This is a genomic window from Streptomyces sp. NPDC001137, from assembly GCF_040298885.1.
In the GTDB taxonomy this organism is placed as follows: Bacteria; Actinomycetota; Actinomycetes; order Streptomycetales; family Streptomycetaceae; genus Streptomyces.
Genome location: NZ_JBEPBA010000014.1, coordinates 91,446 through 112,219, shown reverse-complemented (window position 1 = coordinate 112,219; position 20,774 = coordinate 91,446). Strand labels below are relative to the sequence as shown.

At 71.9% G+C, this 20,774-nt stretch carries 21 protein-coding genes; 9 read left to right on the top strand and 12 right to left on the bottom strand.

What is annotated here, in order from left to right; translation table 11 throughout:
• Positions 1 to 46: 46 nt before the first annotated feature.
• The 3 genes from ABT254_RS26715 to ABT254_RS26705 all read left to right on the top strand — a co-directional run bounded on the left by ABT254_RS26715 (position 47) and on the right by ABT254_RS26705 (position 4,998).
• Positions 47 to 1,609 (top strand): vWA domain-containing protein, encoded by a 1,563-nt coding sequence (locus ABT254_RS26715; protein WP_502972047.1) that lies wholly within the window; start codon positions 47 to 49, stop codon positions 1,607 to 1,609.
• Positions 1,610 to 1,696: 87 nt separating this feature from the next.
• Positions 1,697 to 3,619 (top strand): AMP-dependent synthetase/ligase, encoded by a 1,923-nt coding sequence (locus ABT254_RS26710; protein ID WP_351474961.1) that lies wholly within the window; start codon positions 1,697 to 1,699, stop codon positions 3,617 to 3,619.
• A 119-nt stretch (positions 3,620 to 3,738) separates the two neighbouring features.
• Positions 3,739 to 4,998, top strand: coding sequence for a glycoside hydrolase family 26 protein (locus ABT254_RS26705; RefSeq protein ID WP_351474959.1), 1,260 nt, complete (start codon positions 3,739 to 3,741; stop codon positions 4,996 to 4,998).
• 7 nt (positions 4,999 to 5,005) lie between these two features.
• On the opposite strand, the gene ABT254_RS26700 is transcribed toward ABT254_RS26705, so the two are convergent.
• Genes ABT254_RS26700 through ABT254_RS26665 form a run of 8 tightly spaced genes read right to left on the bottom strand, consistent with a single transcriptional unit; the run spans position 5,006 to position 14,379 of the window.
• The gene (locus ABT254_RS26700) at positions 5,006 to 6,118 is read right to left on the bottom strand and encodes a GNAT family N-acetyltransferase (RefSeq protein ID WP_351474957.1); all 1,113 of its coding nucleotides are present in this window, start codon (positions 6,116 to 6,118) and stop codon (positions 5,006 to 5,008) included.
• Positions 6,115 to 6,789, bottom strand: a complete 675-nt coding sequence (locus tag ABT254_RS26695) for a YveK family protein (RefSeq protein WP_351474954.1) — start codon at positions 6,787 to 6,789, stop codon at positions 6,115 to 6,117. Before ABT254_RS26695 ends, ABT254_RS26700 begins: the two co-directional genes overlap by 4 nt.
• Positions 6,786 to 7,928, bottom strand: a complete 1,143-nt coding sequence (locus ABT254_RS26690) for a glycosyltransferase (protein ID WP_351474951.1) — start codon at positions 7,926 to 7,928, stop codon at positions 6,786 to 6,788. Before ABT254_RS26690 ends, ABT254_RS26695 begins: the two co-directional genes overlap by 4 nt.
• Positions 7,925 to 8,716, bottom strand: coding sequence for a polysaccharide deacetylase family protein (locus ABT254_RS26685; RefSeq protein ID WP_450751886.1), 792 nt, complete (start codon positions 8,714 to 8,716; stop codon positions 7,925 to 7,927). Before ABT254_RS26685 ends, ABT254_RS26690 begins: the two co-directional genes overlap by 4 nt.
• Positions 8,706 to 10,373 (bottom strand): lipid II flippase MurJ, encoded by a 1,668-nt coding sequence (locus ABT254_RS26680; RefSeq protein ID WP_351474945.1) that lies wholly within the window; start codon positions 10,371 to 10,373, stop codon positions 8,706 to 8,708. Before ABT254_RS26680 ends, ABT254_RS26685 begins: the two co-directional genes overlap by 11 nt.
• Positions 10,370 to 11,761, bottom strand: a complete 1,392-nt coding sequence (locus tag ABT254_RS26675; protein ID WP_351474943.1) for an O-antigen ligase family protein — start codon at positions 11,759 to 11,761, stop codon at positions 10,370 to 10,372. Before ABT254_RS26675 ends, ABT254_RS26680 begins: the two co-directional genes overlap by 4 nt.
• A gap of 6 nt (positions 11,762 to 11,767) precedes the next feature.
• A complete protein-coding gene (locus ABT254_RS26670) occupies positions 11,768 to 13,222 on the bottom strand; it encodes an exopolysaccharide biosynthesis polyprenyl glycosylphosphotransferase (RefSeq protein WP_351474940.1) in 1,455 nt (484 codons plus the stop codon).
• Between the two features lie 20 nt (positions 13,223 to 13,242).
• The gene (locus ABT254_RS26665; RefSeq protein WP_351474937.1) at positions 13,243 to 14,379 is read right to left on the bottom strand and encodes a glycosyltransferase; all 1,137 of its coding nucleotides are present in this window, start codon (positions 14,377 to 14,379) and stop codon (positions 13,243 to 13,245) included.
• Between the two features lie 324 nt (positions 14,380 to 14,703).
• Between ABT254_RS26665 and ABT254_RS26660 the strand changes: the two genes are divergently transcribed.
• Positions 14,704 to 15,033: a hypothetical protein gene (locus tag ABT254_RS26660; protein WP_351474934.1), complete on the top strand. Its 330-nt coding sequence runs from the start codon at positions 14,704 to 14,706 to the stop codon at positions 15,031 to 15,033.
• Positions 15,034 to 15,446: 413 nt separating this feature from the next.
• Here ABT254_RS26660 and ABT254_RS26655 read toward each other — a convergent pair whose 3' ends face one another.
• From ABT254_RS26655 to ABT254_RS26640, 4 genes are all read right to left on the bottom strand, one after another.
• Positions 15,447 to 15,767, bottom strand: coding sequence for a hypothetical protein (locus tag ABT254_RS26655; RefSeq protein WP_351474931.1), 321 nt, complete (start codon positions 15,765 to 15,767; stop codon positions 15,447 to 15,449).
• Between the two features lie 59 nt (positions 15,768 to 15,826).
• The gene (locus ABT254_RS26650) at positions 15,827 to 16,144 is read right to left on the bottom strand and encodes a hypothetical protein (RefSeq protein ID WP_351474928.1); all 318 of its coding nucleotides are present in this window, start codon (positions 16,142 to 16,144) and stop codon (positions 15,827 to 15,829) included.
• Between the two features lie 61 nt (positions 16,145 to 16,205).
• Positions 16,206 to 16,526 (bottom strand): hypothetical protein, encoded by a 321-nt coding sequence (locus ABT254_RS26645; RefSeq protein WP_351474925.1) that lies wholly within the window; start codon positions 16,524 to 16,526, stop codon positions 16,206 to 16,208.
• 306 nt (positions 16,527 to 16,832) lie between these two features.
• Positions 16,833 to 17,228, bottom strand: coding sequence for a hypothetical protein (locus tag ABT254_RS26640; protein ID WP_351474922.1), 396 nt, complete (start codon positions 17,226 to 17,228; stop codon positions 16,833 to 16,835).
• 278 nt (positions 17,229 to 17,506) lie between these two features.
• Between ABT254_RS26640 and ABT254_RS26635 the strand changes: the two genes are divergently transcribed.
• From ABT254_RS26635 to ABT254_RS26615, 5 genes are all read left to right on the top strand, one after another.
• Complete coding sequence (locus tag ABT254_RS26635; protein ID WP_351474919.1) at positions 17,507 to 18,241, top strand: glycoside hydrolase family 16 protein; 735 nt, start codon at positions 17,507 to 17,509, stop codon at positions 18,239 to 18,241.
• A gap of 22 nt (positions 18,242 to 18,263) precedes the next feature.
• Positions 18,264 to 18,743 (top strand): hypothetical protein, encoded by a 480-nt coding sequence (locus ABT254_RS26630; RefSeq protein WP_351474918.1) that lies wholly within the window; start codon positions 18,264 to 18,266, stop codon positions 18,741 to 18,743.
• A gap of 74 nt (positions 18,744 to 18,817) precedes the next feature.
• A complete protein-coding gene (locus ABT254_RS26625) occupies positions 18,818 to 19,315 on the top strand; it encodes a DUF5949 family protein (protein ID WP_351474915.1) in 498 nt (165 codons plus the stop codon).
• Positions 19,316 to 19,449: 134 nt separating this feature from the next.
• Positions 19,450 to 19,917 carry a tyrosinase family oxidase copper chaperone gene (locus ABT254_RS26620; protein ID WP_351474912.1) on the top strand — a complete coding sequence of 156 codons (468 nt, stop codon included), beginning with the start codon at positions 19,450 to 19,452 and terminating at the stop codon, positions 19,915 to 19,917.
• Positions 19,901 to 20,773: a tyrosinase family protein gene (locus ABT254_RS26615; protein WP_351474910.1), complete on the top strand. Its 873-nt coding sequence runs from the start codon at positions 19,901 to 19,903 to the stop codon at positions 20,771 to 20,773. Before ABT254_RS26620 ends, ABT254_RS26615 begins: the two co-directional genes overlap by 17 nt.
• Position 20,774 lies beyond the last annotated feature (1 nt).

Below are 20,774 nucleotides of genomic sequence, written 5' to 3'. Positions count from 1 at the left end.
TCACAGTCACAGAAGTCGGCGTCAACACACCAAGGGGGCACGGAAGATGGAGCGGTACCGAACACCACGGCCGGGCACGCCACACCGCCGCACCCGACGGCTGCGCGCAGCCCTCCTCGCTCTCATGGCGACGAGCGGTCTGCTGCTGACGGCATGCGGTGCGGGCGGCGGCTCCGACAGCAGCAACAAGGCCTCCGACGGCTCGTACCGGACGGGCTTCCCGGCCCCGCCCGCCCCGACGGCCGGCGAGCACAAGGGCGAGGACAGGTTCGCGAGCCCGTCCCCGACCACCGACTACCTCTCCACCTTCGCCCTCGACGTGGACACGGCCTCCTACGGCTACGCCCGCCGGACCCTCGCCGCGGGCGGCCGCCCCGACCCGTCGACCATCCGCCCCGAGGAGTTCGTCAACAGCTTCCGTCAGGACTACGAACGCCCCGACGGCAACGGCTTCACGGTCACCGTCGACGGCGCCCGCACCGACGAGAAGAACTGGTCCCTGGTCCGCGTCGGCCTCGCCACCCGCCCGGCCACCGAGACCGGCCGGCGCCCGCCCGCGGCCCTCACCTTCGTCATCGACATCTCCGGCTCCATGTCCGAGCCCGGCCGTCTCGACCTCGCGCAGAAGTCCCTGGACACGATGACGGACCGGCTGCGCGACGACGACTCGGTCGCCCTCGTCACCTTCAGCGAGAAGGCCGAGCAGGTCCTGCCGATGACCCGCCTCGGCGGCCACCGCGGCGAGATCCACGACGCGATCGACGGACTGGAGCCGACCTACTCCACCAACCTCGGCGCGGGCGTCGAGACCGGCTACGCCACCGCCGTCGAGGGCCGCCGCAAGAACGCCACCAACCGCGTCGTCCTCATCTCCGACGCCCTCGCCAACGACGGCGACACCGACCCGGACTCGATCCTGGACCGCATCTCCTCGGCCCGCCGCGAGTACGGCATCACCCTCTTCGGCGTCGGCGTCGGCAGCGACTACGGCGACGCCCTCATGGAACGCCTCGCCGACAAGGGCGACGGCCACACCGTGTACGTCTCGAAGGAGGACGAGGCCCGCAAGGTCTTCTGCGAGCAGCTCCCGCGGAACATCGACCTGACCGCCCGCGACGCCAAGGCGCAAGTCGCCTTCGACCCCGCCACCGTCGCCGAGTTCCGCCTCGTCGGCTACGACGACCGCCGGGTCGCCGACGACGACTTCCGCAACGACCGCGTCGACGGCGGAGAGGTCGGCCCCGGCCACACGGTCACCGCCCTCTACGCCGTCCGCACCAGGGCCGGCGCCGACGGCCACCTCGCCACGGCCACTGTCCGCTGGCTCGACCCCGACACCCGCGACCCGCACGAGAAGTCCGGCGAACTGGAGACCGGCGCCTTGAGCGACTCCCTCCGGGAAGCGAGCCCCCGCTTCCAGGTCACCGCCGTGGCCGCCTATTTCGCCGACGCCCTGCGCCAGGGCGACGAACGCCGGCGCGCCCTCCCCGGCGACCCCGGTCTCGGCGAACTCCACGCCCGTGCCGAGCAGTTGTCGAAGAAGACCGAGGACAAGGACGTACAGCAGCTCGCCGAGGCGATAGACCAGGCCGACCGCGAGCAGGGCTAGAACGTCAGTCCACTCACCGCCGCCCCATTGACCTTTCCTTACTTGCGAGTAAGTTGACCTCCCAGTCAGAGCCGACCGGGAGCCGTCATGGGCGTACGCAAGGACCTGAAAAGGGCAAAACGGCGCACCGACCTCGCATCCCGCACCAGGGTCGAGGTCGTCAAGGACGAGGACGGGGTCGTGCGCGAGGCCCGCACCCCCGCCCTCGCCCCGCGCCCGACCACCGGCAGCACCGCCGACCTCCCCTTCACCAACGCGGCCGAGGCCCCCGACGCCGTGGTGCTGCGCCGCCGGCACGACAACGGCACCTGGCAGCCGGTGACCGCGGCCGCCTTCGCCCGCGAAGTCACCGCCGTGGCCAAGGGGTTGATCGCCGCGGGCCTCGAACCGGGCGGCCGGGTCGCCGTCATGTCCCGTACCCGCTACGAGTGGACGGTCCTGGACTTCGCCATCTGGGCGGCGGGCGGCCAGACCGTCCCGATCTACGCCACGTCCTCCGCCGAGCAGGTGGAGTGGATCGTCCGCGACTCGGACGCCCGCTTCGTCATCACCGAGACCGCCGAGAACGCCGACACGGTGACGACGGGCACGGCCCGCCACGAACGGCAGCCGCGCATATGGCAGTTGGACGATGAAGCACTCACCGACCTCACCACCCTCGGCCGCCACTTCCCCGACGAGGAGGTCGCCAAGCGCCGCGCCGCCCTCACCCCGGACACGACCGCGACGATCTGCTACACCTCCGGCACCACCGGCAAACCGAAGGGCTGCGTCCTCACCCACGCCAACCTGCACGCCGAGGCCGCCAACACGGTCGAACTGCTCCACCCGATCTTCAAGGAGGTCACCCGCCAGGTCGCCTCCACCCTCCTCTTCCTCCCGCTCGCCCACATCCTCGGCCGCACCCTCCAGATCGCCTGTCTGATGGCCCGCATCGAGATCGGCCACTGCCCGAGCATCAAGCCCGACGAACTGCGCCCGGCCCTCAAGGAGTTCCGCCCGACCTTCCTGGTCGGCGTCCCGTACCTCTTCGAGAAGATCCACGACACGGGCCGCGCGACCGCCGAGAAGATCGGCCGCGGCGCCTCCTTCGACCGCGCGGATCGCATCGGCGTCCGCTTCGGACAGGCGTACCTGGACAAGTTCCTGGAGACCGGCAAGGGCCCGAGCCCCGCCCTCTACGCCGCCTGGGCCCTGTACGACCTGCTGGTCTACCGCCGCATCCGCAAGGAACTCGGCGGCCGTATGCGGTACGCCATCAGCGGCGGCTCCCCGCTCGACCGCAACCTCAACCTGTTCTTCTACGCCGCCGGAATCATCGTCTACGAGGGCTACGGCCTGACGGAGACGAGCGCCGCCGCCACGATCGTCCCGCCCCTGCGGCCCCGCCCGGGCACGGTCGGGGTCCCGGTCCCGGGCACGGCGGTGCGGATCGCCGACGACGGGGAGGTGCTCATCAAGGGCGGCGTCGTCTTCGGCGCGTACTGGAACAACCCGGCCGCCACCGACGCCGTCCTGCGGGACGAGTGGTTCGCCACCGGTGACCTCGGCTCCCTCGACGAGGACGGCTATCTCACCATCACCGGCCGCAAGAAGGACATCCTCGTCACCTCCGGCGGCAAGAACGTCTCCCCGGCCGTCCTGGAGGACCGGCTGCGCAGCCGCCCGCCGATCGGCCAGTGCATCGTCGTCGGCGACAACCGCCCCTTCGTCGCCGCCCTCATCACCCTCGACCCCGAGTCCGTCGCCCACTGGCTGACGGTCCGCAAGCTGCCCGCGGACACCCCGATGTCCGAGGTCGTACGCGATCCGCGGATGCGCGCCAACGTCCAGAAGGCCGTGGACTATGCCAACGAGGCCGTCTCCCGCGCCGAGTCGGTCCGTGCGTTCGCCCTCGTCGAGGGCGAGTTCACGGAGGACAACGGATTGCTCACCCCGTCGTTGAAAATCAAGCGGCACGCCGTGACGGCGGCGTACGCGGAGGAGATCGAGGCGCTGTACGGCGGCTGAGGGCCGGCCCCGGTCACTCGTGCGGGTGATCCGCGGTCAGCTGTCCGACTCAAGTGTCGCAATTAAGTGATATATGACTATGTGTCATTAATGTGCGGAATTGCGGCAAAGGAGGATGAATGAGCCCTCGTCGTCGCCGGTCCGCCCACAGGCGACTGGCGATTCTCACCGTCGCAGCGCTCGTGTCAGCCGCGCTCGCCTGGGGCCCGGCCTCCCCGGCCGACGCCGCACGGCATCCCGGCCGGCCCGGCCCGCCCCCGAACGACGCGCGCGCCTACTCGGTGGCGGACGTGCGGCGCGCCGCGTTCGGCGCGTTCCTCGACTCCGAGCCCGAAGGGCTGGTCCGCCTGAGGGAGTTCAGCGGCTGGCTGGGCGGCACCGAACTGCGCGTGGGGCACACCTATCTGCCGGGCGACGTGTGGGAGAACATCGAGGGCGGCTACGGCTTCCTCGACAGCTGGGCCAAGTGGCGGCTGGCCAAGCCCGACCGGCTGCTCGTGCTCAACGTCCCGCTGATGGAGCACAACGAGGCGCAGGTCTCCGACACCGCCGTCGCACGGCTGCTGCGGCGCGCCGCGGCCGGCGAGTTCGACGGGCACTTCCGGCTGCTGGCACAGCGCCTGGTCGACCTGGGTGCGACGGACACGGTCCTGGTGCTCGGCTGGGAGATGAACGGCGTCACGTACACCCACCGCTGCGGCCCCGAACCGGAGGACTGGATCCGGTACTGGCGGCGCATCGTCACCGTCATGCGCTCCATTCCCGGCCAGAGGTTCAGGTTCGACTTCACCCCGAACCGGGGGCAGGACGCGATCCCGTGGCCGAAGTGCTATCCCGGCGACGACTTCGTCGACATCGTCGGCATGGACTCGTACGACCAGCCGCGTGGCATGTCGTTCGACGAGGAGGTGTCGGAGCCCTACGGCCTGCAGTTCCACGTGGACTTCGCGCGCCGGCACCACAAGCCGATCTCGTATCCGGAGTGGGGTCTGTACCGCAACGGCGACAACGTCACGTACATGCTGCGCATGCTCGCCTGGATGGACGAGCACAAGCCGCTGTACAACACGATCACCGACTACTGCCCGCACGGCGTGTGGCTGTGCACCGAGAATCCCCGGGCCGCCGCCACCTACCGTGCGGTGCTGGCCAGCTCCCTGCTGCCGGAGCCGACGCCGTTGCCCGTCGTGCCCGTCCCGCCCGTTCCCGTGATCCCCGTGCCACCGGAGCCGACACCGGTGCCCTTGCCGACGCCGGTGCCCACGCCCCCGGCACCGGCAGTTCCCGAACCCCCGGCGCCGGCGGCGCCGACCCCGCCGGTGCCCGCCGTGCCCACGCCGCCCCTCACCCCGCAGATCCCGCCCGCCCCCTCGCCCTGAGGCGGTGCTACCAGTGGTCCTTGGAGTCGGGGACCATGCGCCGGACCGACTTGGCCCCGCACCGGGCGGCGGCCGCGCAGAGGGTGGCCGCCAGCAGCGGCGCCGTGCGCCGTCCGGCCAGCAGGAAGCGCTGGTTGTAGACCGTGTCGGGGCACCAGCGGTACTTGTGCGGCTCGTCGCCGCGCATCAGGCTCAGCACCCGGCCCTCCTCGGCGGACGTGACATGCTCGGTGGAGGCGCGCAGCAGCATCGTCGCCACATCCACCTTGCGCTCCCGAAGCCCCGGGTGGAAGCCGTACATGTAGTCGCCCAGCAGCCGCCCCGACAGCAGATGCAGGTTGACGGCCACCACCGCGCCCTCGAGGAGGAACTCCGTCACCGCGGCCTGTCCGGAGCGGGCCATCGGGACCACCGACCGCACCAGGTGCTCCAGGAACTGCGGCCGGGTGTGCTCCGGTGTCATCTTCTTGCCCTGCCACTGCAGACGGTGCAGCTCCAGCAGCCGCCGCAGTGCGGTCTCCGTCTCGTCGTGGCCGACGACCCGCCACTCGACGCCGAGCCGGCCCAGCTTGTTCACCTTGTTGCGCACCCGCTGGGCGCGCGTCGGCGGCAGCCGCTTGACCAGCTCGGTCATCGGCAGGGCGGGCAGTTCCAGGCACGTCGAGTCGCGCAGCCTGCGGCGCGGACCGCGCCAGCGGCCGTAGACCTGCTCCACCGCGCTGCCCGGCCGGACCTCCCGGAAGTCGATCAGCGCGGTGCGGGCCGCGTCGGCCAGGGCGTCGGCCAGCGCCCGGCTGCCGTGCTCGGCCTCCCTCTCGTCGAGCAGTACGTCGCAGAAGTCGGAGATGGCGCCGCCGATGGGCACCAGCTTCGGCAGTGGATGCCGTACCCGCATCAGCGGTGCGGCGGCCACCAGTTCACCGCCCCGGCGCACCAGGAACAGCCGCAGCCCGTCGGGTGTGCCGTACGAGAGCCACCAGGAGTGCAGCCAGGCGTGGCTCTGGAACGGTGTCGCCGACGGGCAGGCGTCGTGCAGCCGTCCCCATTCCTCGGCCAGCGCGGCGAACGTGCGCTCGTCGGTGCACAGTTCCACCGAGAGCGTATGGCCGGACGCGGTCATCCGAGGGTCCCGCGGGCGTCCGCGGCATGGGTCGGGGCGGGCACCGTCGGCTGGCCGGGTCCCTCGTCGTCCGCCTTGCGCCGCGGCCGTGCCAGCAGGGCGAGTCCGCCCAGCAGACCTCCGGCGCACGCGCCCACGAGCGAGGTCAGCTTCCAGGACGCGGACGACGGCTGGGCGGGCCGCATCGCACGGGCGAGCGGTTCGAGCCGGATGCCGGTGCCGGCCTTGGTGTGGGTCGCCTGCGTGACCAGCGCACCGGACACGGCGTTGGCGATGTCCGCGGCCTGGGCGGGGCTCGAGGAGGTCGCCGAGACCGAGACCATCGGGGCGTCCGGAGAGGTCGCGACCTGCACGCTCTTGCGCAGGAACGCGGCCGGTACGCCCGCCTCGACCTGTGCGTCCCCGAGCAGCGCGAGCTGCGGGGCCACCCGGCCGTAGGCCTGTGCGAAGCCGAGCGCGTCGGCGCAGTCGACGTCGGAGCGGCCGCCGGCCGCCACAGCGACGACAGAGCTCGTCGCCGTGTACTGCGGCGGCTTCACCAGCCCGTACGTGCCGCCGGCCACGGCACCGAGCAGCGCGCCGGCCGGCAGCAGCCACCACGAGGGCAGCCGCCTCACACGGGCACGCTCACGGCGCGACAGGCGGGCACGCTGAACGGGGTTGTCGGTCATGGAGCACTCACTTCCAGGGTCGAGCCGGCCAGGGCGGCCGTGTAGACATCCATCAACTGCCGGGCGCTGCACGCGATGTCGTAGCGGTGCACGGCGTCCGGGACGCATCGCTCACCCGGCCCCGCCGCCCGCAGCCGCAGCAGCTCCCGTACGTACGCCCCGGTGGAGCCGGTGACGCGCCGGGCGCCGGGTGCCGCCTGAGGCGGCAGGTCCTCGACGGCGGGGCAGCTCGCGTACAGCACGGGCAGCCCGGCCGCCAGCGCCTCCACCACGGCCAGCCCGAAGGCCTCCTGCGTCGACGGCGAGACGAGCACATCCATCGCCGACAGCAGGTCGACCAGACCGGGCGCGTCGTCGCGGGGGCCGGGCAGATACGGCCGCTCGCCCGCCAGCACCACCCGGTCCGCCACCCCCAGCGCCCGCGCGGTGCGCCGCAGCGCCGTCTCCTCGGGCCCGCCGCCCACCAGCAGCAGCCGTACGTCACCGGGCAGCCGGGACAGGGCGCGCAGCAGCAGGTCGAAGCGTTTGCCCGGGGTGAGGCGCCCCACCCCGCCGACGACGTACGCGTCCTCGGGCAGCCCGTAGTGCAGCCGTGCCTCCTTGCGGGCCACGTCGTCGAAGCGGAACCGGGACGCGTCGATGCCGTTCGGGATGACACGGATGCGTGTTCCGGGCACGCCCCAGCGGCGCAGCCGCTCGGCCACCGTCGGCGAGACGGCGACCGTGGCACGGCCCAGGCGCTCGCCGGCGAGATACAGGCCGCGGACGCCCGCGGTCAGTGGCCGGCCCTCCAGCGCGGTGTCGCCGATCGAGTGCTCGGTGGCCACCACCGCCCGGACTCCCGCGAGCCGCGCGGCGATCCGGCCGTAGAGGCAGGCCCGGTACAGATGGGTGTGGACGAGGTCGTAGCCGCCGGTGCGGATCAGCCGGGTCAGCCGGGGCAGCGCACCGAGGTCGCGATTGCCGCCCATGCCGAGGTGGATGACACGGACCCCGTCGGCGGCCAGGCCCGCGGCGACCGGTCCGGGGTTGGTCAGGGTCACCACGTCGCACTGCGCGGGGAGGTGCCGCAGCAACAGGCGCAGCTGCTGTTCCGCCCCGCCGACCCCGAGGCCGGTGATGATGTGCAGGGCCCTCACACGGCCTCCACGGAGCGGCCGAAGAACCGGGCCAGGCGTCGCTTCAGCTCCAGCCGTACGGCGGTGTCGATCTCCCCGACGTGGATGCGGGGCAGCGCGAAGTCGCCGCAGCCGTCCGGGCCGGGGGTGATCGCGCAGGCGTATCGGTAGCCGGCCAGGCGCACGGCGGCGGCGACGCGCTCGTCGAGATATCCGTACGGGTAGCAGAAGCCCTCCACATCGGTGCCGGTGATCCCGGCCAGCAGATGGCGGCTGTCGTGGACCTCGGAGCGCAGCACCTCGTCGGTGGCCTTGGTCAGGTCCAGGTGGGTCAGGCCGTGCGAGGCGACCTCCATGCCCGCGGCCACCGCGCGGTGGATGCCGTCCACGTCCAGCAGCGGCTTGCGCGGTCCGAGCGGCTCCCAGGCGTTCTCGCCGCCGAGCCGGCCAGGCAGCACGAACACGGTCGCCGTGAAACCCCAGCGGCACAGCACGGGCAGCGCGTCGGCGGTGAAGTCGGCGTATCCGTCGTCGAAGGTGAGCCCCACCAGGCCGCGCTCGGTGCCACGGGCGCGCGCCGAGAGCAGTTCGCGCATGCTCACCCCGCGCAGGCCGCGGCTCGACATCCAGGCGAACTGGCGGTCGAGGCGGGCGGGGGAGACGGTGACGTTGTAGGGGTCGTCCGGGCAGTCCGAGACGGAGTGGTACATGGCCACCCAGACGGCGGGACCCCGCTTGGACCGTCTTCTCGCGGACGATCTGGGATCGGGTTCGGCCTTGCGCGGGGCAGCGGAGACGTCAGCGACCATGACCCAGCTTTCGTGTGACGGTATGACGGAGTGACTGCGCGACGGGAAGCAGAAGAGACCGGGCGTCCGCCGCGTCGAGGGCCCAGGCCAGCAGCAGGAAGACGACGGTCACGCAGATGCAGCAGGCGGCGACGGCCGCCGCGGGCGAGGTGAACAGCCCGGCGACCACAAGTCCGGCCCCGGTGGCGCACGCGGCCGCGCACACCGGCCGGACCAGTTCGGCGACGACCCGGCGCACGCGCACCGGCACATTGCGCGGGCCCAGGCCGTGCAGCATGAGCAGCGCGGTGAGGGTGATGCCGGTCGCGTTGGCCGCCGCGATGCCGCAGGCACCCCACGGCCGTACGGCCCAGGCGCCGATGACGACGGTGGCGAGCGCCCCCACGCCCATCGCGCCGAGCGGGAACCAGGTGGTGCGGCCGGCCGCGAAGTACGACCGCACGAGCGCCCCGACCAGCGTCTGCCCGAGCAGCCCGGCCGCGTACACCCGCATCACGGCCGCGGTCGCGGCGGTGTCCTGTGCGGTGAACGCCCCGCGCTGGAAGAGGAGTTGGACGATCTGCGGAGCGCAGGCCACGACCACCGCGGCACCGAGCAGAACCAGGCAGGCCATCAGCAGCACGTCCCGCTCGACCCGGTCCCGGGCCCGCCGCGTGTCGCCCTCGGCGATGGCCTGCGCCACCACCGGGAAGGTGACGATGCACACCATCATGGACAGCGACATCGGCAACTGCGCGACCTTCTGCGCGTAGTTGAGGTGCGAGATGGCGCCGGCGGGCAGGGCGGACGCGAAGTGCCGCTCGATGAGCACCTGCGACTGCCGGCACAGCGCGAACAGCAGGACCGCGCAGACGAGGCCCGGCGCGAGCGGCCTCCCGCCGTCGTCCTCGTACCCGCGGTCGTTCCGGCCGGGCCGCCCCGCGAGCCGGCGCACCAGCGACGGAGTCTGTACGGCGACCATGAGGCACCCGCCGAGCGCGACCCCGAGGGCGGCGGACCGCACGCCCCAGTGCACACCGAGGACGAACATCGTCGAGATGATCGCCACGTTGTACGCGATGTAGATCGCGCCGGGCGCGAGATACGAACGGTGGGCGCGCAGCGCGGCACTGCAGTACCCCGCGAGACCGAAGCTCAGCACACAGGTCGCGGTCAGCCGGGTGCAGGCGATCGCGAGCGACGGGTCGGGCAGACCGGGCGCGAGGGCGGCCACCAGCAGCGGCGCCCCGGCCACCAGCGCGGCGGCCGTGGCGGCGAAGGCGAGGCACAGCCGCGGCAGCGAGGCGGCGACCAGGGCGCGCACCGGGTCGGGGGTGCCGTTCCCGAGCGCCCGCCGGGCCAGCGCCACGCTGAACGCGGGCACCAGCACGAACGCCATGCCCTCCTCGATCAGCAGCGTCGCCGCCAGTTCGGGCACCGTCCAGGCCACCAGGAACGCGTCGGTGTCCGCGCCGGCACCGAAGAGATGCGCGAGCGCCTGGTCCCGCGCCAGCCCGAGGACCGCCCCGGCCATGGACAGCGCGGCGGACAGCAGCGTCGCCCGGGCCAGGAAGCGGGCCGAGGGGGTGTCGCCCTGCCGGGCGGTGACTGCGCCGGGACGGCCGTCGACGTCGGCCACTTCGGGGGCACCCGCGGTCTTCGCGGTTCCGGGATTCACCGGGGGTCCGATCCCACTGCCCACGACGGCGTGTCGGACGGCCGACGGCACTTCGCCCCGCGGCGGAGCCGCACATCGGCGCAGCCGGCGGAGTGGGCCGCCAGCGACCACCAGGCGACGACCCCGAAGCAGACCCCCGTCAGGGTGGTGGAGGGACCGCCGATGTCGGAGTACAGAAAGTTCACCAGCTGCCACAGCAGCAGCCCGCACGCCGCGAGCGCGCAGTCCCGCGCCTCCGCCGCCCCCCGCAGCCGCCGCAGCCGCCGCAGCGCGCACACCAGCAGGGCCAGCCAGCTGCCCGCGACCGTGACCAGGCCCAGCAGGCCCTGCTCGCTCAGGAGCAGCATGTACATGTTGTGCGGGGAGAGCAGAGGCTGGCGCCGGAAGGCCTGGCCGTCGCCCTCGGTGTCGCTGCCCGACGACAGCGCGAGCGAGGCGTGCGAGTCCCGGTAGGCGGGAAAGGCCTTGAGGCCGACGCCCCGCACCGGGTGCTCGTCCCACATGTCGATGGAGGCCGCCCACATGGTGTAGCGGTCCACGACCGACTGGTCCGGTGCGCCGGCGACCTGGGTGATGCTGGTCAGCCGCTCCTGCAGCGCCGAGCCGCCCACGCCGAACCCGCCCACCAGCACCACCGAGGCCGCGGCCACCGCCGCGAACACCTTCACCGCCCGCCGCACCCCGGTCAGCAGCAGCTGCGCCCCGCAGGTCACGGCCGTGGCGATCCAGGAGCCCCGGCTGAAGGACAGCGCGAGCGGCACGAGCAGCGCCACCGCACAGACGGCGGCCGCGACACGCTGCCGCCGCGCACCCGTCCCGAGCGCCAGACCGGTCAGCGACACCACTCCGGCCGCGACGACCGTCGCCATCCCCATCACGTCGTGCGGCCCGAACGTCCCCACCGCCCGGATGTAGGCCCCCTGGTACGAGGCCCCGGTTCCGGTCAGGTACTGGTGCACCCCGACCGCCCCCTGCCACAGCGCGAGACCGGCCAGCCCCCGGAGCACCAGCCGGGCATCGCGCGGGCCGCGCACCAGCAGCACCATCGCGAGCGGGACGAGCACGAACACCTGGAGATAGCGCGCGAGGCCGGTGACCGCGTCGCCCGGTGTCACCGCCCCGGTCGCGGAGACCGCGATCCCCACCACGGGCAGCCCGAGCACGACCGCCGCCGTCCGCGTCAGCGGGCGCCGCGCCCGCCGCACGGTCAGTACCGCGGCCCACAGCAGGACCAGCCCGCAGGTCAGGTCGGCGGGCGTGGCACCGCTGTCCGTCTCGGCCGGCAGCCCCAGGAGGGCGATCACCGCCAGGAGGGGCAGCACGGGCGCGGCCCGCCGCAGCGCCGGCAGTGGCCACGCGAGCGGTACGGAGGCCGAGGGAGTGCTCACCCGCGCTCAGCTCCCCGTCGGCCGTACGAACAGGGCCGCCGTACGCGCCAGGATGCAGATGTCCTGCCACAGCGACCAGTTGTCGATGTAGGCGTTGTCGAAGCGGCACCGGTCCTCGATGGAGGTGTCGCCGCGCAGCCCATGGATCTGGGCGAGCCCGGTGATCCCGGTCGGCATCCGGTGGCGCTCCCGGTAACCCGGATAGGTCTGGCTGAACTTGGCGACGAAATAAGGCCGTTCGGGCCGCGGACCGACCAGGCTCATGTCTCCGCGGCAGACGTTCCACAGCTGCGGCAGCTCGTCCAGCGAGGTGCGGCGAAGGAACTGGCAGAAGCGGCTCATCTCCTGCTCGTTCGCCACGCTCCAGCGGGTCGCCGCCTCGTGCGCGCTGGCGGGCCGGTGGGTGCGGAACTTCAGCAGCGTGAACGGCCGCCCGTCCTTGCCGATGCGCTCCTGTCTGAACAGCACGCCCGGCCCGTCCATGACCCGCAGCACCGCCGCGCACACCAGCAGCACCGGGCAGGCGAGCAGCAGCAGCGAGCCCGACAGCACCGCGTCGAGCACCCGCTTGCCCACGCCGACCCGCCGCCGTCCGCGCCCCGGGCACAGCAGCCTGCGCGGGAAACCCGCCAGATGCCCGCCCGCTTCGCGGCGCCCGCCGAGGCCGTACGCGGGCGCGTCCGCGTCCAGCTCCCACACCACGCAGCCGTACGCGGCGAGGTCCCGCAGCAGGGCCGTCCTCTCCACCCGGGTGGCGGCGCCCACGACGAGCACCGTCTCCACACCGTTCTGGATGACCGCCCGACGCGCCGCCTGATCCGTGGTCAGCAGCGGCAGCTCGGGACCTTCACCGGGCCGGGCGAGGCCGTCGCCGACCACCCCCACCGGCCGCACTCCGCAGCCCGGCTGACGCAGCAGCGCGGCCGCGACCTTCCGGGCCACCGCGACCGGACCGACCACCAGCGCGGGATCGGGCAGCCGCCGCCGTGCCCGCCGTCCGTGCACCGCCGCGCGGCCCGCACAGGCCGCCGCGCACTGCACGGCGAACGCGCAGGCCAGTACGCCAGGCGGGAGCGGCCGCAGCGGCGAGAGCGCCCCGACGGCCGCCCAGCCGACGGCGATCCGCCCGCACACGGCGGGAAGTTCGTCGAGCACACCGCGCACCAGGGAGCTGTCGTACAGGCGGGCCCGCCGGTTCAGCCCGATCACCCCCAGCGCCAGCAGGGCGACGACCAGCGGATACCTCTCGGCCCCGGGCACGACCAGGACCCCCAGCAGGGCGGCGCCGCCGTCGACGAGCGGCAGGGTCCCCCTGAAGGCCCGCCGCGGCCGGCCCTCTCTCCGACCGGCGGGCAGTCGACGTCCGGCTGCGGGGCCGCGCGGGGCGAGAACGGAGACAGCGCGCTCCGCCGTCCGCGGCTGCTGCCCCGTACGAGGGGGAACGGTACTTTCCGCAGTCATCTGGTGATGCACTTCCTGCTCTAGTTGGGTACGGCGACCGGCGCGACAACGACGCCGAGCAGTTCGCCGAGCAATTCGCGGTACACCTCGGTCACGGCGTCCGCCGCCTGCCGCAGGTCGTGAGCGGCGAGCACATGCCGGCGGCCCTGCGCGCCCAGCGCCGCGCGCAGCGGCTCGTCCCTGAGCAACGCCGTCAGCGCCCGCGCCAGCGCACCGGGATCCTCCGGAGGCACCAGGCAGTACGGCAGCTGCTCGGGCGGCAGGCTCTCGCGCGCCCCGTCCACGTCCGTCACCACGACCGGCCGGGCGCACGCCATCGCCTCCAGCGGCGCGAGCGCCATGCCCTCCCAGCGGGACGGCAGGACCACGACGTCGGCGGCCCGGTACCAGGGCGCCGCGTCGGGCGCTCCACCGGCGAACACCACCGAGGCGGGCGCACAGGAGCGCAGCCGGTCCGCGTCCGGGCCCTCGCCGACCAGCACCAACCGGGCCCCGGCCAGCTGCCGTTCCACCTCGGGCCACGCCCGCAGAAGCACGTCCTGCCCCTTCTGGCGGCACAGCCGGCCCACGCACACGACGAGCGGCCCCGGCCCGCACCGGGAGACGTCCCCCTCCGGCCGGAACCTGAGCGTGTCGACACCGTTGGGGACCACCCGCCAAGGGGCCTTGATCCCGTGCCTCTCCCCGGTCCGCCGCTCCGCCTCACTGACGCACACGACGCGCGTCGCCCATCGCGCCCCCGACCGCTCCCAGGCCAGCGCCAGACGCGCGACGACTCCCCCGGCGGCCTCGAACGACCAGGCGTGCGGCTGGAAGACGGTGGGGAGAGCGCCGCGCACGGCCAGCCGGGCCGCGAGTCCCGCCTTCGCGCTGTGCGCGTGCACCAGGTGTGGGCGCACCTCGTGAAGGATCCGCGTCAACCGCCGTACCTCGCCCACGAGTCGGTGCCCCGGCGAGCGGGTCGCGTCCCAGCGCAGCACCGTGCAGCCCGTCACGCGCAGCGCGTCCGTCAGCGTGCCACCCTCCGGACAGGCCACGGTCACCCGCAGCCCGGCGGCGACCTGAGCCGCCACCAGGTCCGCCACGACCCGCGCGACACCGCCCTCGACGGGCTGGGTGACATGCAGGATGTGCGGCACGGGTGGGGAAAAACGCATGGGAGAGGATGCCCTTCCGAACAAAAGAGTCCGAGCCGGGGCCAGGACGTGCGGCTCGTGCTTCTTGATATAAAAACCCGCACCCGTTCGAGAGCGTGAGGTTCGTTGTTCAACCGGCATCGCTGAAATCACGAGGTGAGCCACTCTAGCCGCTCACCCGTATTTATCTGCGGACCGGTCATCTGTGTCGGAATGGTGGCGTTTCCATGAGCTATTTGTCGCCCCGGATCACCCATTTGGAGTTACGGCACCTGCAACAGGGTTTCCCGGAAGCCGCGCTCTCGTTAGGCCGCTCGAAGACGACTTACGAAAGAAAGGCACACGATGAAGACTCTGAAGGCTGCCGCCGTCGTAGCCGGTTCCCTCGCCATCGCCGCTGTCGCCGTGCCGGCCGGCGCGGCGGACATGCCGGCCGGGGGCCTCGTGGACAGCGGGAAGACGGTCGCCAGTGGCGTCCCCACGGCAGCCAAGGTGTCGACGGGCTTCGTGGGCGACAACGTCGGTCAGGTGGCGCAGAGCGTGAAGGACAGCGTGAAGGGCAGCATGAAGGAGGCGGGCATGAAGGGCCCCGTCGTCGGCGGCACCCTGCCGAACCCCGCGCTGCCGGCCACCGCCGACGGCAAGCTGCTGGGCGGGCTTCCGGTCGGCAAGTAGCCGGCCCCGGAAGGCACGGCGACAACCTCGCCGCCCATGGGATCCACGATTCGGGTCGGCTCCGCATTCCTCGGAGTCGGCCCTTCGGCATATGCGTCCGCACTTCGCGCGCTGGGCCGAACGATGGATTCAGGGTGACCCCGGGCGACAGGGCACCGTTGTGCTCATTGGAATGACCTGCTGGAGCGCCTTTCCCTCCTTGTTGGCGCGCTCCTGGTCGGCCACCTCCTGATCGCGGGGCCTGTCTGCTGCAGAAGCAGACAGGCCCCGCGGGCATGTGCGCCGCCCGGAAAAGAAGCCGAAAAAGATGCACGGGGGAGAAGAGCCGGGGAAAGGCGAGGGCAAGCAGAGCACGGAAAAGCCGATGGCGGCCCACCGGAGTTCCGGCGGACCGCCATCGAGTGAAGTGCGGCTCAGAAGATGATGCCGCCCGTGTACGGGGCGTTCTGCGACTGGTCGACGGCCGCCGTGTTGCACGCGGCGTAGTGCGAGTTCGGGGCCACGATGCCACCGAGGACGGCACCGTTGGACCACGGAGCGATGCAACGACCGTCGATCACCGAGCCGTTGACGACGGCGATGCCCTGCTGGGGGGCGTTCACGACGATCGGGGACTGCGAGAAGCCGCTTCCGCCGGTGACGGTGGTGTTGGAGTCGTTGGCCGCGGCGGCGCCACCGGCCGCGAGCACGAGGCCCGCGGCGAGGGCGGTAATGACCGTAACCTTGTTACGCATGGGATGCGCCTTTCGGTGGGGCGGTAGGGATTTCCGTGCTCCGAATTGCTCGGAGCAGGTCAGAAGAGCAGCCCACCCGTGTACGGGGCGTTCTGCGACTGGTCGATCTTCGCCGTGTTGCATGCGGCGTAGTGCGAGTTCGGGGCCGCGACGCCGCCGAGCACGGAACCGTTGGACCACGGCGCGACGCAACGGAGGTCGGCGACCGAGCCGTTGACGACGGCGACGCCCTGCTGGGGAGCGTTGACGACGACCGGGGACGACGAGAAGCCGCTGCCGCCCTTGACGTCGGTGCAGTCCTCGGCCGCGGCGGTGCCGGCCGCCGCGAGGACGATGCCCGCGGCGAGGGCGGAAATGGCCGAAACCTTGTTACGCATGAGTTGCGCCTTTCCGGGCTGTTTTGGGTGTTGCACCTGCTCCGAGTTACTCGGGGCAGGGTCAGAAGAGAATGCCGCCCGAGTACGGGGCGTTCTGCGACTGGTCGACGGCCGCCGTGTTGCACGCGGCGTAGTGGGAATTCGGCGCGACGACGCCACCGAGCACGGATCCGTTGGACCACGGGGCGATGCAACGACCGTCGATGAGCGTCCCGTTGACAACCAGAACGCCCTGCTGAGGGGCGTTCACGACGACCGGCGACTCCGCGAAGCCGCTGCCGCCCTTGACGGTGGTGTTGGTGTCGTTGGCCGAGGCGTAACCGACGCTGCTGACCATAGCGCCGAGGGTGAGGGCAGTGATGACCGCGAACTTCCTGGGCAACTTAGTTCCTTCCTCAATTCACGGTTGCGCACGCTTGCATACCAGGAAACCTTGATATGCGCCTATAAGTCACGGGACGGGCGCCTAAACAAGGTTTATTCCGTCGGATGGCGCAATGCCGCAGGTTCCTGGGGGTCGAGCCGGAATGGATCCGGAATCCATATGGCGTAAATGAACGACAATCCCAATGGGGGACGCGCGTTGACATGGGTCCGGCCCACCGGAAGGGAGGGGGCCGGTGGGCCGGGCAAATGCTTCGTATGAGGGCTTTCGCCGGTACGGCCGGCTCCTACGGCTTACGTCTGGTCACTTGCTGAGCAGGGAGCCCAGCCCGGCCGAGGTCGGGGCCTGCAGCGGGTGGACCTGAACGACGCCGTTTCCGGCCGGGTTCTTCACCGGAATCGTGGGCTTCTTGGAAGCGTTCGGGTCCATGCCGTCGAGGTAGACGCCCGAGACACCCGGGGTCTTCTGCTTGTCGAAGGCGCTGCCGTTGGCGAGTTTGCCGTTGCGGGCAAGACGCGACACGACGTCGGCCGCGGGCACCACCGCCGGAGTCACCTTGGTCGGGGACATGAGACCGAGCAGGCCGCCCGACGCGGCCGGTGCGGCCGGTGGGGTGGCGGCCGACGCCGCGACGGCGGACCCACCCACGAGGCCCGCGCCGATGGCCAACGCCGCAGTGGTGAAAATTGCCTTCTTCATGATTCACCTCGGTTGAAAGTTACCTCTGATCCGACGGCTGGAGAACATAGCAGTCCATGCCCTCCTTAAAAGCGATGCGTTACTCCATACGCATGAAAGTCGGAGGGGTGAACAATGCTTTGCTTACGGTGTCGTCAAAGGGATTCACATGGTCGGTGAATCAATTGATCGTATGGTGGGTGCGGTTTCGACCGGATGGGTAGTGTGAAAGAGGAATTCCAGCGGGGCAGCCGGTGCTTCGGCCGGGGCGGCCGCTTCGCGGCCCTACCCTCACCGCCATGACCGCCGACAGCGCCCAGCCCACGCCGACCGCGTCCCCTGCCATCGCCACCGGCAAGTCGCTCATCTGGTCGGAGGAGTTCGACGCCCCCCTCGCCTGGGGGGCCAAATGGGTCGGCGACAGAACCAGCGCCTACCGCTACGGCAACCACAATCCGGACGACAACAAGCTCGACTGGCTCAGCCCCGGCTGTGTGACCGTCTCCGAAGGAGTGGCCACCTTCACCGCCACCCCGGCGGGCCACACCCTCGAGAACGGCCTGCAGGCCTGGCACACCGGACTGCTCACCACCGAGTACTCCGCCGAGGGCTTCCAGGTGCGGACCGGCGACTACGCCGAAACCCGGGTCAGACTGCCCTCCGGGACCGGTGCCTGGCCCGCGCTGTGGACCTGGAAGAACGGCGGGAACGAGATCGACACCTTCGAGTACCACCCCGACAACCCGAACCTGCTGGAGCTGTCCAACCACGTCAACCCCGCCGACGCCTGTCACACGGATGCCTCCGCGATCGCCCCGGACGAGTGGGTGACCATCGGCAGCCGGTACGGCAAGCACTCCGTCGACTGGTACGTCAACGGCGAACGGGTCTTCCGCGACGGCACCGGAGTGGGTGCCGGCTGGTCGGCGTACCTGATCCTCAATCTCTCGCTGAGCGCCGGCCGGTACCACCCGGCCCCCTCCGGTCCCGGCCCCCTGACCTTCGCCGTCGACCACCTTCGCGTCTACCGCTGAGTGTTTCTCGAAAGGAGCCCCCATGCGTGCACTGCCCGCACGGCGTATCGCGTCCGTCGCTCTGAGCGCCGCCCTCCTGGTCGGCATCGCCGCCCCGGCCGCCGTCGCGGCCGGTTCCGCACGGGAGAGCGCCCGCGCCGCGCTCCTCGGGCCCGTCCCCGGGGCGGACGAACTGATCCCGCAGATCAAGAAGCTCGGCGACATCGGCGGTGTGCTGACTCCGGTCGCCAGACTGCTCAACGCCGTACTGAAGGCCGACGGCGGCCAGTTGTCCGTCGTCGACGCGCAGAAGCTCGGCGACGCCGTGAAGGACGCCATCGCCAAGGCCACCCCGCTGAGGACCAAGGAGGCCAAGGGAGACGCGCTCACCGCTCTGAAGAAGGCGGTGGACGCCCTGATCGTGGCCGTCACCTCCGGCGACGCCGACAAGGTCCCCCCGGCTGTCAGCAGCATGGTGACCGCCCTGGGCAAGGTCCTCGCCGCGGCGGCAACGGTCGGGTGAACCTCGCCCGGGCCGTCGGTCATTCGGGTGAGAAGGCAGCGGGCCGTTCGGCAACCCGTCGATAAGGTCGCGCGATGACCTCAACCCCGACCGAAACGCGCCCCTTGCGCATGTCCGACCTCGGCACCCTCGTCCTGCTGCCCTGGAGCGGCGCCGCCGCCGACGGAGGCGACCTGCCGTATCTGCTGGCCTACTCCCTCGGGGACGCCGAGGGCGGGCCGCGGGCGACGTCGGCCGCGGTCGAGGCGCTGCTGGCCGGCAACGGACTGCGGGTCGGCGGGGGCCTGGTCGACGGCACCACCGAGGACCGGATCGCCGTCAGCCTGTTCCTCGAAGCCGGGCAGGCCTTCGTCACCATGCCACAGCTGGGGGCCCGGTGCGCCGCTCCGCCTCAGTGGCTCGCGGCGGTCGCCGAACGCGGCTACGCCTACCTCGTGTTCACCACGCGCCCCTGGTCCGAGGGCAGGCCGGGCCGGCCGATCGAGCCCGCGGCGCTGGCCGCCTTCGCCGGCGCCGAGCAGACCCTGAGGGCCGCCGCGCATGTGCTCCTGCCGGCCCTCACCACGCGCTGAGCGCGTGGTCGGCATGCCGAGCCTGACCCGTTTGTGGGATTTCTGGACGAGCTGACGTACCGGCTCCGCCGACGTTCCGGGTGGGCACAGCATCGTATGAACGTACTGGTGTTGACCCTACGAGGGAGCGAGCCATGGTCGTCAGTGCCGGTGGAGTACCGAGCGGCGCCGAGCCGCCGGGATGGCGGGCGACGAGGCGCCGGGTGCTCGCCTGCCTCGCCGCGCTCGCGCTCGCCCCCGTCCTCGCCGCCTCGCGTGCCCCGCGGGCCGCCCAAGGGTCCGGGCGGGCAGCCGAGTCGGCCTTCGACGAGATCTACCGGGGCCGTCGCATCCGGGGCGCCCTGCTGCCCGCCCCGGGATGCGGCGCCGACGGCCGTGCGTGGCAGGTGACCGTGGACGGCCGCCCGCTGCATCTGATGCGCCGCTCCGACGGCAGCTGGCTGAGCATGGTCAACCACTACTGCTCGTATCGGACCTTGCTGGAGGCCACCCGGGCGGCCGTGGACGAGCTCGGCCCCGGGCAGCGGCTGCGCGACCTGGCGCCGGGCCTGCTCGACGGACGGCATCTGCACAGGGGGGAGCGCCATGGTGTACGTGCGTAAGGACGTGAGCACACTGACGCGCGACGAGCGGCGACGGCTCGTCAACGCACTCCTCCAGATCAAATGGCGGGGGGAGTACGACGAGTTCGTGCGGGTGCACATCGCGTACTACCAGGCCGACGGCGAGACCGGGCTGCGTCCCGCCCACATGGGGCCCTCCTTCCTGCCCTGGCACCGCCGCTTCCTGCTGGACCTGGAGCGGGCGCTGCAACGGGTCGACCCGTCGGTGACGGTGCCGTACTGGGACTGGACGCGGGACCGTTCGACGACGTCCGTGCCCTGGAGCGACGACCTCCTCGGCGGCAACGGGCGCAGCTCCGACCACCAGGTCGTCACCGGGCCGTTCGCCCGTGCGCAGGGCTACTGGCGCATCCGGGAGGGCATCATCGACGTCGACTTCCTCACCCGGGACCTGGGCCGGGCCGACGACCCCATCGAGCTGCCGACCGAGGAGGAACTCCAGGAGGCGCTCGCCGACCCGGTCTACGACACCTCGCCCTGGGACTCCACCTGCGACGAGGGGTTCCGCAACAAGCTGGAGGGCTGGGGGACCGGACAGGACGGCGTCGCCTGGCGCAATCACAACCGCGTCCACCGCTGGGTCGGCGGTGCCATGCTCGGCGGCGCCTCCGTCAACGACCCCGTGTTCTGGCTGCACCACGCCTTCGTCGACCTGCAGTGGACGCGCTGGCAGCGACTGCACAGGAACGGCTCCCCGCGCTATCTCCCCGCCCAGCCGCCCGGCCCCCGCAGCGGGCAGCGCGGGCGCATCGTCGCGCGGCACGAGCCGATGCCGCCCTGGGGGGTGACACCGGAAGAGATGGAGGACGTGAGCCGGATCTACCGGTACGCCTGAC